Source organism: Thermophagus xiamenensis (genome assembly GCF_900112795.1).
Classification (GTDB): Bacteria; Bacteroidota; Bacteroidia; order Bacteroidales; family Marinilabiliaceae; genus Thermophagus; species Thermophagus xiamenensis.
The window spans coordinates 33,559-46,323 of sequence record NZ_FONA01000011.1; the positions used below are offsets into that span (position 1 = coordinate 33,559).

Below are 12,765 nucleotides of genomic sequence, written 5' to 3' on the forward strand. Positions count from 1 at the left end.
CCACAAAGATATAAAATCCCGGTTTAAAATTGGTTTAGTCAAAAATTGAATTACCAATTTCTTTAAAGCTTTTTGACTTCAGTATTTTTTAGAGTGTTGAAAAGCAATTCACGAGCTCTGAAAAGCTGTGCTTTAACTGTTCCAAGAGGCAATTCCAATTCGTCTGAAATTTCTTCGTAGGAATATTCTTTAAAATAGCGTAATTCGATAAGAGTGCGATAGCGTGGTTTTAGCTTTTTAACAACAGTTCGCATCAAGACAACCTTTTGGGCCCGGATTAAATTTTCTTCTGGGTCGGGTGTTTCATCCTTTAAATGAACTTGAGGTTCTGAGTCTTTTTCATCTGAAGTATGGTTACTATCGATGCTTATATGATTGTTTCGCTTTTTTCGAAGGTAGTCGATGCAGTTGTTTGAGGCTATCTTGAATAACCAGGTGCTAAAGGCATAGTTGGGTGAATACTGTTTGAGGTTTTTAAACGCTTTACCAAAGGCTTCGATGGTCAAATCTTCTGCATCCGTTTTGTTATTTATCATTTTTAGCAGCATGAAATAAATGGCATCTTTATATCTTGCCATAAGTTCGGCATAAGCCTTTTGGTCGTTGTTAATCGCCCTTTGTACCAATTCAAGGTCGTATTTAGCTTTCTCTGATAAGTTAGGATTTATTTCCATTTCCTTTTTTTTGACCCGGTCAAACTTCTTAAATGACCTAAACTCCAAAAAACGGGCTGGATGAAATCAAAAATAAAAATTGTCCAATAAATTTTCCCCATCCCTGTTTTTTGGCAAGCCATTTTCCACAAAATAAATTTTGTCAAAAGCAATAATAATAAAATTGGCAAAATTATAAACGCTAAATTAGAAAAAAATATATAATATGCTGCAAGTAACCATAAGATTTCTCGTGTTAACATTTTCATAAAAAGCGCTGATTTTATACTGCTTTTGTAACGATAAGAGGATGTTAAATGCCTCTCTTTTTGCTCAAACCATTTTTTAAAATTGGCAGGTGGGGCACTAATAGTATGTGCTAAAGGGTCTATGCAAACGGCGGTGTTTTTTGGGGTTGCTGCCTCTTGAACAAAGAGGTCGTCATCGCCGGATGCCAGATAAATATGACTTTTGAAGCCGTTATTTTTTTCAAATAAGGATTTTGTATATCCCAGATTTCGGCCTACTCCCATATATGGCTTGCCACTTAAAGCATAACCTATATATTGTATTGCAATAGTAAAGGTGTCGTAACGTACCCATAAATTGGTGAATCCTTTAGTTTTTTCATAATTTCCGATTCCTAAAACCAACTCTTTCTCCGGCAAAGAAAGAGATTGAGCCATCTTTTTCAGCCATTGATTAGAAGCCGGCCGGCAATCGGCATCCGTTAATATTAAATGCTCGTATTTTGCGGCTTTGATACCCAGTGATAAAGGTAATTTTTTGCCATGTTTGAATTTTCGGTCGGGTGCTATGGAGGTATAATACAGGTGTTTATACTTAGATTTAAATTTAGCCAGAATTAGTTCTGAATCATCTTCTGACCCGTCATTAACCACCACTACTTGAAATTCCGGATAATCCTGCTCGAGAACCGAGGGTAAAAAACGTTCCAGATTTTCAGCTTCATTGCGTGCACTTATAACTACTGAAATGGGCGGAAGTTTAGTCGATACATTATAGTTTGGGACTCTATATCGGGCAACCGGCAATATTCTTCTGAATAAATAAAAGCACTGCCAAAGCCAAGCAATAAGAGTCAGTACAATTATTATAATTTCATAGGGGCGAAGATCAATAATATTCATGACGTATCAGCTTCGAAAAGAGACATCAAAAGTGCAATTTTTTTTGATAGCTTACAACAAAGAAAGGAAAAACGATCAAGTCTTGTATCTTTGCAAATCTTTTAGTTGATAATAATCATTTCAATGCAATATCAGATAGAAAAGAGAGATCCGAAATCTTCGGCAAGGTCAGGGAAGATATTTACAGACCATGGAGAAATACCCACCCCGATATTTATGCCGGTAGGCACTGTTGGAACGGTGAAAGGTATTCACGTAAAGGATTTGGAAGAGGAAGTGAATGCTCCTATTATTTTGGGGAATACGTATCATTTATATCTACGTCCCGGTCTTGAAGTATTAAAAGAGGCCGGCGGATTACATCAGTTTATGGGATGGAATCGGTCTATACTCACCGATAGCGGCGGATTTCAAGTATTTTCTTTAAGCGAAAGAAGAAAATTAACCGAGAAAGGTGCCGAATTCAGGTCTCATCTGGATGGTTCAAAACATTTATTTACTCCTGAGAGTGTGGTAGATATTCAACGCACAATAGGCGCAGATATAATGATGGCTTTTGATGAATGTCCGTCGGGCGATGCTCCTTACTCATATGCAGTTCAATCAATGGAGCTTACCCATCGTTGGCTAAAAAGAGGTATTGAGCAGTTTAAAAAAAGTAATCCTTTATATGGATATGAGCAAACTTTTTTCCCTATAGTTCAAGGCGCAGGATATGCCGAACTTCGAAAGCGTTCGGCCGAATATGTGGCCTCTTTCGATATGGATGGTAATGCTATTGGTGGCCTGGCCGTGGGTGAGCCCGAAGAGGTAATGTACCAGATGATAGAGGTTGTTAACGCTATCTTACCACAAGATAAACCACGATATCTAATGGGTGTCGGTACCCCGGTGAATATTCTGGAAGCCATAAGTTTAGGTGTCGATATGTTTGATTGCGTCATGCCAACAAGAAATGGAAGAAACGGGATGATTTTTACCAGCCAGGGAATTATCAATATAAAAAACGAAAAGTGGAAGACCGATTTTTCACCAATAGACGAACAAGGACATTGTTTTTTTGATCTTCATTATTCAAAAGCCTATTTAAGGCATTTATTTGTTGCTCGGGAAATGTTAGGACCACAGATAGCCTCTATTCATAATCTTTCTTTTTACCTTTGGCTGGTGTCCGAAGCTCGCCGGCAAATTGAATCGGGTTGTTTTTCGACCTGGAAAGATCAAATGGTTAAACAACTGGCAAGACGTTTGTAATGAGACTATCATATAGTTAATTTTGGACTGTGGATGTACCTAAGTTAATATTATGGTATATCCCGATATTACTTTTTGCCCTTTCGGAGACAAATATAAACTAACGATCTGTTTTCAGCCATGATAATAAAAAAGCTCGATTTATATATTCTGAAGAAGTTTTTAGGAACCTTTTTCTTCGCTATTTTGCTGATATTGAGTATATCTATTGTATTTGATTTGGCTGAAAAAATAGATGATTTTTTAGAAACCAATGCACCTTTAAAAGCAATAATTTTCGATTATTATAAAAACTTCATTCCTTATTTTGCCAATTTATTCACCCCGTTATTCGTTTTTATCTCAGTTATTTTTTTCACCTCGAAGATGGCCTATCAAACGGAAATTATTGCCATTCTTTCAAGCGGAGTGAGTTTTAGGCGTTTAATGTTTCCCTATTTTCTGGGGGCAGCTATCCTAACATTATTTTCCTATGTGATGGGAGGCTACATTATACCGCCGGCCAATAAGGTGCGTATTGATTTTGAGAATACTTACATTAAAAAGATTCGCGAAACAGGAATGAGTAATATTCATATGCAAATTGAGCCCGGTTTATTTATTTATATGAGGCGTTTTTCATCGTTTCGTGAACGGGGAGATGACTTTAGTCTGGAAAAAATTGAAGGGAAAAAACTGAAATTTAAAATTACCGCCAGGACAGTTCAGTATGATAGCACCGAAAACAAGTGGATTTTTAAGGATTTTGTACGACGTGATTTCCCGGATTCGGGTGGAATGGTTTTAACCAAAGGAGAAGAAATGGATACGGTGGTAAATATGAAACCCGCTGATTTTATTGAGGAGAGAAAGTTTTTTGAAACCATGACCAACCCGGAATTGGACCGCTATATCCGGGAACAACAGCAACGAGGGGTGGGGAATATTGAACCCTATTTAATTGAAAAGCATCGACGCATTGCTTCTCCTTTTTCTGCTTTCATTCTTACTTTAATTGGTGTTTCTTTGGCTTCCAGAAAAACAAGAGGGGGTATGGGACTTCATATCGGCGTGGGAATTGCTCTGAGTTTTTCTTACATATTGTTCATGACCATTTCCACCACCTTTGCCATAAATGGTAATTTATCTCCGATGGTGGCTACCTGGATACCTAACTTTGTGTTTGCTGCAATTGGTGCTTATTTATACTTCAGGGCGCCTAAGTAGACATTTTTAATGCTGGAACACAAAACGGTGTGCTGGGTGCCTAATTTTTATTGCCATCAAGGTGTTGTGGCCCTTATTTCTTTCTGTTAAGAGTTTTTTATGGATTCTTTTATTCTAAATTATTATGGTGAGGTATTGGTAAGAAGTGGTTCAAAATAATTGAAGCACTCGGGTTGGAATAATTTGAAAAAAAGAAATGCAATTATAAAAACTTTTATGGAGTGGTCGATAATTGCGGTTTGTAAATCAATAGATTACCTTTAGTGATATTAAAATATTCAAATTTTCATGTTACTCTTTGGGTTAAAATTAGTAAATATGCACCCTGATTGAGTCAGCAATATTCAATATTGAATGCTGATTGACAGATGGTTAATCAAAATTTTTAAGTATGTCATTAAAGAAGTACATCCTTGACCTCCGCAAAAGGAGAGAAAAAGTACAGCAAGGAGGTGGCGAAAAAGCCATCAAGAAACAAGTAGCCATGGGAAAGATGACTGCCCGCGAACGTATTAAAGCCTTGCTGGATCAGGATTCTTTCACCGAGTATGATCTCTTTGTCGAGCATGAAGCTCGGGATTTCGGCATGGACAAAAAAGAGCTACATGGCGACGGTGTAATTATTGGCACCGGAACCATTTATGGCGCTCCTGTGTGTATTTTTGCGCAGGATTTTACCGTGGCTGGAGGGTCGTTGGGCCTAATGCATGCCAGAAAAATTACCAAAATAATGGATCATGCTCTTAAGATGAGAGTTCCTCTGATAGGGATTAATGATTCGGGTGGTGCCCGGATCCAGGAAGGGGTAAATTCTTTGGCCGGTTACGGCGAAATTTTTTACCGTAATACCATTGCTTCGGGCGTTATCCCTCAGATCTCTGTAATTCTGGGTCCTTGTGCCGGAGGTGCTGTATATTCGCCGGCGCTTACCGATTTTGTTTTTACTGTGGATAAGATCAGCAAAATGTTTATTACCGGCCCCAATGTTATTAAAACCGTCCTGGGGGAAGAAATTTCCATGGAAGATTTGGGCGGTGCCAGAGTTCACGCAGAAATCACCGGTAATGCACATTTCTTTGCCAACAGTGAGGCCGAGTGTTTTGAGCAGATTAAAAAGTTAATGACTTTTATCCCCTGGAATAACCAGGAAAAGGCTAAGGCTTTCCCGCCTAAACCACCTAAGTTTAAAACACCTGTCGAAGATATCATCCCGGCAGATCCTCGCGAACCTTACGATGTTCGTGACATTATTAAAGCCATTGTCGACGATTCTGACTTTTTTGAAATTCAGGAGTTATTCGCTGCTAATATCGTTATCGGTTTTGGGCGCATGAATGGTCAAACAGTTGGCTTTGTGGCCAACCAGCCTTTGGTCTTAGCAGGGGTGTTGGATTGTGATAGTTCTGACAAAGCGGCCCGTTTTATCCGTTTTTGTGATGCTTTTAATATTCCTATTATTACGCTTGAAGACATGCCCGGATACCTGCCCGGGATAGACCAGGAACATGCAGGCGTTATTCGTCATGGTGCTAAAGTGTTGTACGCCTATTCTGAAGCCACTGTTCCTAAAATTACAGTGATTTTGAGAAAGGCTTATGGAGGTGGTTATATTGCAATGAATTCCAGACACCTGCATGCCGACTTTGCTTTTGCCTGGCCTACAGCCGAAATCGCTGTTATGGGACCCGAAGGAGCGGCAAATATCATCTTTAAAAAAGAAATTGAAGAAGCGGATGATCCCGATGCTATGCGACAATTAAAGGTTAAAGAATATAAGGAGAAATTTGCTAATCCTTATGTGGCCGCAGCTAAAGGATATATCGATTCAGTGATCGAACCCAGTGAAACTCGTCAGATGTTATTACATGCCCTTGAAATTTCAGGCAGCAAAGTGGATCATCGTCCACAAAAGAAACATGGAATTCCGCCATTTTAATGGATTGGTAATAGGTTGCTTTTCAGGATTTTGATATCCATGTTCAATATTTGGGAGAAGGTGCCTAATAAGTCTGTTTTTTCTGTGGAACTCTGTTCCCACTTTGTGAAACAGTAAATAAATTTGATGCCCATTCGGTAATACAAAGCATTATCTTGTTTTTAGGCACCTCTGCCTTATTTTGAAGCTGGAGTTTCTTATTGCATTGAAATTGCTAAACTGATAATTTAAAATGGAAGGTGAATTGCGTTACAAATTATAATTCTTATTGTTATGAATGACGACAAGCAGGAACTGGTCGATTTTCAGATTTTGAGCTTGAAATACAAGACTAAATTGACCAGAAAATATAAAGAAAGGAAAAAATACAGACCTAAAAATCCTAAAGAAGTCCGATCTGTAATTCCCGGTACAATTACCGGAATTAATGTTAAGAATGGACAAAAGGTGAAAGGCGGGGAGGTTTTGCTTCAATTGGAAGCAATGAAAATGGTTAATAATATTCACATGCCTTTTGACGGGGTTATAAAAAATGTTTATGTGAAAGTGGGCCAGAAAATTCCTAAAGATTATTTAATGGTTGAATTGGAATAATTTAATGTTTTATTTTCTAAAGAAATGAAAGGAAGGCCGGATTAAGTTTTATTGCTCCGTAAAAGCAGGTTGGCAACTGCACCTTATTTATATTTTGTACAAATAACCTTATTTAGAAGGCATTCTTTTTTATTTCAGCGAAAAAGAAAATAATTTTGTTTCATCAAATCATTTAAAAGGAAAGAAAATGGCATACGTAATTAGTGATGATTGTATTGCTTGTGGTACATGTATAGATGAGTGCCCTGTTGAGGCTATTTCCGAAGGCGAAATCTACAAGATTGATCCTGAATTGTGTACCGATTGTGGTACTTGTGCTGATGTTTGTCCAACCGAGGCCATTCATCCTGCATAAGGTTTGAAAAGAATTTAAATCAACCACAAAACCTGCCACTTTATTGCGGCAGGTTTTTTTGCCATTAAGGATTATTTCTCTTAAATGGTAGTAAGCCAAATATTAAATGGTGATAACTTGATCCAGAAAGATATCATTTGCTTCGGTTGGTATTTCATCCACTAATTGAAATGGGTATGCTAATCCCAGCTTTGCTGCTTTAGGCAGTAAGGGTAGGGTTCGGTCATAAAAGCCTTTTCCACGTCCCAGCCGTGCACCATAAGTGGTAAAAGCCAGGCCCGGTACAATTGCTAAATCAATTAGTGTTAGGTCGTTTAATATTTCTCCTGTGGGTTCTCCTATGTGAAATGCGTTTTCGGTATTTAATTTATCCTCGCCCGTAAATTCTCTCAATTCTAATTGGTTCCCGTTGATTTTGGGAAGGATAAATTTCTTTTTTCCATTCCATCGTTTTATTAAGTCATGTGTATACACTTCATCGGGTAGAGACCAATAAATAAAAATCGTATTGGCTTTTTTAAAAAGAGAGTGTTGCTCTAATTTCTCAGCAATTTTTTTACTCATGCTTAACCGTTCTTGGGCAGAATAATTTTTAATGGTTTGGCGGATAGTTTTTCTGAGTCTTTTTTTGTCGTTTTGAACGGTTGGATAACTATTTTTTTCATTCAGGGAGTAAACATCGTTTCGGCGGTCGGCAAAAGCCTGGTTTAAAGGTGTCATTTGTTTATTGTTGGCTTCGCTCAGGTCTATGGAAGCAGTTAAAATCTCTTCCTTGTTTGTAGTGCCTTTTAGTAGATATTGACCAACCGGATTAACCAGTACCGACTGTCCGGTAAATGTAAGGTCTCTTTCTTTCCCTACACGGTTGGCCGATGCAATAAAAATTCGGTTGGTTAGGGCATATCCCGGGAGTGCCGTTTGGCAATATGGCAAGACCAGATTGGAAGGGTGACAAATGAGTTTGGCCCCTTTAAGAGAAAGGAGGCGCCATGTCTCCGGAAACATCCAATCAAAACAGATGAGAATGGCTAGTTTACCCCAAGGGGTGTTAAATACCGGAAGACCTTTATTCCCGGGTTCAAAAAACTCCTTTTCGCGGTTGAATAGATGTAGCTTTCGATAGTGCCCCGTAACGCCGTTAGGCCCCACCAATACGGCACTATTGTATAGTTTATTTTCCTCACGCTCATTAATGCCTGAAACAAAATACGAATTTAAAGTCTTAGCTTTCTCTGTTAAAAATTTAATAAAGCGGCTGTTATCAACTGGTTCAGCACATTTAAAGGCTTCTTCTTTTGAAGAGAAATTGTAACCCGAAGAGGCCAGTTCGGGGAGTATCCATAGGTCTGCATCGGAGATTTGCCCCAACATTCGGTCAATCTTACGAATGTTTAATTCAACGTCTCCCAATTCCGGTGCAAATTGTATTAAGCCTGTTTTTATTGTGGATTGCATGGGTTAATTAATTGTTTAAGATATTGATTCGTCGGAATTCACAAAATATTCTCTTTATCTTTTTGTTTGTGCCACCAATTGGTCAAAGTCGTCAATCTAGTTTTATTTAGGGACGGTATTTAGCTTCTCTTAATATTGAGTGAGGGTCGGTTAAATCCATCATGTCACGGAAAGTTTTTTCCGGATGTTCTTCTATCCATGACTCTAATATTTTATAGCCCAAATATCTTCCGGTTTGGCCGGGTGACTCCTGACCAAAAAATGAGGTAAAAGGTGCCGGTCCAACATATTTGCGGATAAGCATTTGGTCAGAAGAAAAAAGATGTTTGTGCTCAACAATTGAGGCCCACATTAAGGCTTCATTTTTTTTGCACCATTTCATTTGTTTTTCCGTAAAGCCAAAAAGAAGTGTGTCAGCAATGTCAGGAATAGTATGTTCCACAAAATGTAAAATCTTTCCGTGATATATCATTTGACTAATCAGGTCATTGGTAGAGTCGTTATATGCATATTCGGTCATGGCAATAGCCCGCATAACGTCGGGAACAACCCTTTCGGGTTCCATCTGATTACGCAGGTATTTGGGTGTGGCAAGCCATTCATAAAAAATACAGTCCCGGCCCAGATATTTTTCTACACTAACAGACACCCATCCAGAATCTACTACCATAGATTCATTGAATCCGGAAATGTGAAGGTAGACATCCGGAATTTCTCTTTCCGGATAGTAGTATCGATAAAATTTAAATGCTTGAAGTAAATCCTTATATAGAATTTCTTTTCTTTTTGGGGTGAAAACTGTTTTGCATGTGTCTAAAACTTCCAGGTTAGGCTTGTAGGTGAGAAATTTTAGTAAGTTTTCCGAAAAATGGGGACTTGTGGGGCTACCTATCCTAATAACACCCTCACAATAGGCATTAAAGTATTTTCCATATTCATTTTGAAGTTCATTAATATGGGTATCAACCTCTTCCGATGGGATGGAGAATAATTGCTCATAGAAAGACTTTAGTTCAAAATTGACCTTTACCTCAGATACGTCCGGTGTTTTTTTCCCCCATTGACATCCCTCTAAAATATATACTATTAATGTTGTTAAGAGTAAAATTTTACTTATTCTCATTCCTGTTAAAATTTATGGTTGAATGATACAGATATTCAATTATTCTCTGCAAATATGGCTTTTATTAGTATAAAATTCACTTATTTTATTGAACTATTGGTTCTTAAAATTAGTCATTAGTGGTTAGTCGATAGTCATTAGTTATTTAATACTAACCACTTGTTGACTAATGATAATGCCTTCTTCTGCCTTCTGCCTGTGCACTTCTGCCTTTTTCTTTAATGCCTTCTTCTGCCTTCTGCCTGTGCACTTCTGCCTTTTTCTTTAATGCCTTCTTCTGCCTTCTGCCTGTGCACTTCTGCCTTTTTTTATACATGTCCTTTTGTTGCAAAAGTCGCCATGCTCGTTTCATTCTGCATTTTGATTAAGCATTGATTGTTAATGCCTCTCTTTTCATGAATATATTTGCTTATTGGAAACGGGAAATAGCGTATATTTACATTTCAAATTTATAATCAAAAATTGTACAAATACAAAAACATTCAGGCCCGGGAATTTATCCCTGTTTAGTGCTGTTAAAATAAAATAAACCGTTCAAACCGGCGTTCAATGATTCAGCAGGGTGTTGTAGCTTTAACCAATACTCAGGTTCTTTTTTCAGATGCTAAGATATTAAATTTAACCTGATATTATTTAAGCATTAAGTGAACACCAAACCATAAAGAAAAATCTTGAAATACTAACTCTATGAAGAAACAGATTTTATTTGCTGCCGTTTTACTGTTATTTGTAATGACTGTGAAGGGTCAGGAAGCACGTACCATTCGATTGTCGTTTGTTGCCGAACCACAAATTTCATGGCTTAAGCCCGATAAAGACGGTGTGGAATCCCGCAGTGGCATGACCGGCTATAATTTTGGTGTTGTTTTGGACCGGTTTTTTGCAGATAATTATGCCATTTCAACGGGATTAACCATAAATCGTACAGGTGGTAAACTTACTTATAATGACACGGAAGAGGATGTAGATTACAAGTTACGATATCTGGAAATTCCCATTGGTTTGAAACTCCGTTCCAATGAATTTCGGCGCACCTGTTTTTACGGGCGGTTTGGGCTAACCCCTCAGATAAATATTGAAGCGCGGGATGGCGAAGACCACTCTGTTGGTGACGATGTTCGATTGTTTGACCTGGGGTATCATTTAGGTGCCGGGTTAGAATACTCCATTGGGGGCTCCAATGCCCTGATGTTTGGCATTGTTTATCACAATGGCTTTACCGATATTACCGACGTTGAAGGATATAGTGATAAAACTGTATTAAATCGTTTAGTCTTTGAAATTGGATTTATTTTTTGATTTCTATCATCTTATATCTAATATCTAAAAATCTTATATCTAATTATTAACATCTAAAAAAATATGAAGCTGGCGCTTGTACAGTTAAACTACCATATCGGTAATTTTGAAGAGAATAAGAAAAAAATTACAGACCAGATAAAGCAGGCCAAAGAGAGAGGCGTTGATTTGGTAGTCTTTTCCGAGTTGGCCATTTGTGGTTATCCACCATTAGACCTGCTGAACCGTCAGGAATTTGTAGAAGCATCTGTCGAAGCTATAGAAGGCATTGCCGAATATTGCAATGGCATTGCTGCTGTGATAGGTGGTCCCAGTCTGAATCCCCATTCACAAGGAAAACAACTTTATAATTCAGCGTGGTTCCTGGCCGATGGGAAAGTGAAAGAGGTTATTCATAAAACCTTACTTCCAAATTATGATATTTTCGACGAGTATCGATACTTTCAGCCCAATGAAGATTTTAAAGTGATTAACTTTAAAGGGGCGCGTATTGCCATAACCATTTGTGAGGATTTATGGGATGATCAGCCTGTTGAAGCGGATTTTGCCAGAAATAAGCTTTATACCTTATCGCCCATGCAAAAACTGGCCGCTTTGAAGCCCGATTTTATGATCAATATTGCGGCATCTCCATTTTCTTATCATCAGGAAAATGTACGGAAACAGGTGGTTTGTAACAAAGCTGCTGAATACCATTTGCCCGTTGCTTATGTCAATCAGGTGGGAGCCAATACAGAGTTGATTTTTGACGGTGGCTCCATGATGGTTAATAGCGAAGGTAATATCACCCATAAACTTCCCGCTTTCGAAGAAGCCTTTCTTGATTTGGAGGTTAACAGGGTTAATGTGGTTTCTTCGGGCCAGTTATCAGAGACCGATCCCATAAAGTTGATACATGACGGACTGATTTTAGGAATAAAGGATTACTTTCGAAAATCGGGACTGAAAAAAGCGGTGCTGGGGCTTTCCGGCGGGATTGATTCAGCTGTTACGGCTGCATTGGCGGTAGAAGCTTTAGGTGCCGAAAATGTGCATGGTTTGTTGTTGCCCTCACAATACAGCACCGGACACAGTATTACCGACGCACAACAGCTGGCCCGTAATTTGGGAATTAAAACTTATACCATTGCCATAAAGGATATCTACCGTAGTATAGAAGAGACTTTGAAACCTGTTTTTGAGGACAGGAAACCCGACGTAACAGAAGAAAATATTCAGGCACGCATCCGTGGCCTCTTGCTGATGGCTTATTCCAATAAATTTGGACATATTCTCCTCAATACCTCCAACAAGAGCGAAGCAGCCGTGGGATACGGCACTTTATATGGTGACATGAATGGCGGTTTAAGCGTGTTGGGCGATGTGTACAAAACCGATGTTTTTAAACTGGCACGTTATCTTAATAAAGACCGGGAGGTTATTCCTGAAAACACTATTATCAAACCGCCTTCGGCCGAGTTGAGACCCGACCAGAAAGATTCCGATTCTTTGCCCGATTATGAGATTCTTGACAAAGTGTTGTTCCGATATATAGAGCTAAACCGTTCGCCTAAAAGTATAATTGACGAAGGGTTTCCTGAAGAGGTGGTACGTAAAACCGTGCGTTTGGTTAATTTTAATGAATACAAGCGTTTTCAGACACCGCCCATTCTGCGTGTTTCCGGCAAAGCCTTTGGCGTTGGGCGTAGAATGCCGTTGGTGGCCAGATATGAAAGATTGTAAAATCCCTGATTTGCCAA

The 12,765-nt window shown here is 38.6% G+C and carries 12 protein-coding genes; 7 read left to right on the forward strand and 5 right to left on the reverse strand.

All coding sequences use genetic code 11. The features are described 5' to 3' along the window. Window positions 1-62: 62 nt before the first annotated feature. Window positions 63-674 (reverse strand): RNA polymerase sigma factor, encoded by a 612-nt coding sequence (locus BM130_RS08035; RefSeq protein WP_010526509.1) that lies wholly within the window; start codon window positions 672-674, stop codon window positions 63-65. Beyond that, entirely contained in the window at window positions 665-1,804 is a 1,140-nt protein-coding gene (locus BM130_RS08040) for a glycosyltransferase (protein ID WP_010526508.1), read from the reverse strand. Before BM130_RS08040 ends, BM130_RS08035 begins: the two co-directional genes overlap by 10 nt. Before the next feature lie 123 nt (window positions 1,805-1,927). On the opposite strand from BM130_RS08040, the gene tgt reads away from it, so the two are divergent. From tgt to fdxA, 5 genes are all read left to right on the forward strand, one after another. Beyond that, complete coding sequence (tgt, locus tag BM130_RS08045) at window positions 1,928-3,058, forward strand: tRNA guanosine(34) transglycosylase Tgt (protein ID WP_010526507.1); 1,131 nt, start codon at window positions 1,928-1,930, stop codon at window positions 3,056-3,058. A 120-nt stretch (window positions 3,059-3,178) separates the two neighbouring features. Beyond that, a complete protein-coding gene (locus BM130_RS08050) occupies window positions 3,179-4,264 on the forward strand; it encodes an LptF/LptG family permease (RefSeq protein WP_010526506.1) in 1,086 nt (361 codons plus the stop codon). Between the two features lie 391 nt (window positions 4,265-4,655). After that, window positions 4,656-6,200, forward strand: coding sequence for an acyl-CoA carboxylase subunit beta (locus tag BM130_RS08055; RefSeq protein ID WP_010526505.1), 1,545 nt, complete (start codon window positions 4,656-4,658; stop codon window positions 6,198-6,200). 273 nt (window positions 6,201-6,473) lie between these two features. Beyond that, window positions 6,474-6,794 carry a biotin/lipoyl-containing protein gene (locus tag BM130_RS08060; protein WP_010526504.1) on the forward strand — a complete coding sequence of 107 codons (321 nt, stop codon included), beginning with the start codon at window positions 6,474-6,476 and terminating at the stop codon, window positions 6,792-6,794. A 187-nt stretch (window positions 6,795-6,981) separates the two neighbouring features. Further along, window positions 6,982-7,149, forward strand: coding sequence for a 4Fe-4S ferredoxin (fdxA, locus tag BM130_RS08065; protein WP_010526503.1), 168 nt, complete (start codon window positions 6,982-6,984; stop codon window positions 7,147-7,149). 102 nt (window positions 7,150-7,251) lie between these two features. Here the strand turns inward: fdxA and BM130_RS08070 are convergent, their stop codons facing one another. The 3 genes from BM130_RS08070 to BM130_RS08080 form a co-directional block, all read right to left on the reverse strand. Next, the gene (locus BM130_RS08070) at window positions 7,252-8,604 is read right to left on the reverse strand and encodes a 5-formyltetrahydrofolate cyclo-ligase (protein WP_010526502.1); all 1,353 of its coding nucleotides are present in this window, start codon (window positions 8,602-8,604) and stop codon (window positions 7,252-7,254) included. A 106-nt stretch (window positions 8,605-8,710) separates the two neighbouring features. After that, the gene (gene gldB, locus BM130_RS08075; RefSeq protein WP_010526501.1) at window positions 8,711-9,727 is read right to left on the reverse strand and encodes a gliding motility lipoprotein GldB; all 1,017 of its coding nucleotides are present in this window, start codon (window positions 9,725-9,727) and stop codon (window positions 8,711-8,713) included. A gap of 166 nt (window positions 9,728-9,893) precedes the next feature. Beyond that, window positions 9,894-10,079, reverse strand: coding sequence for a hypothetical protein (locus BM130_RS08080; RefSeq protein WP_074964335.1), 186 nt, complete (start codon window positions 10,077-10,079; stop codon window positions 9,894-9,896). A gap of 335 nt (window positions 10,080-10,414) precedes the next feature. Here BM130_RS08080 and BM130_RS08085 point away from each other — a divergent pair, with 335 nt between their 5' ends. After that, window positions 10,415-11,026 (forward strand): porin family protein, encoded by a 612-nt coding sequence (locus tag BM130_RS08085; RefSeq protein ID WP_010526500.1) that lies wholly within the window; start codon window positions 10,415-10,417, stop codon window positions 11,024-11,026. 63 nt (window positions 11,027-11,089) lie between these two features. Beyond that, window positions 11,090-12,748 carry an NAD+ synthase gene (locus BM130_RS08090; RefSeq protein WP_010526499.1) on the forward strand — a complete coding sequence of 553 codons (1,659 nt, stop codon included), beginning with the start codon at window positions 11,090-11,092 and terminating at the stop codon, window positions 12,746-12,748. Window positions 12,749-12,765: the final 17 nt, after the last annotated feature.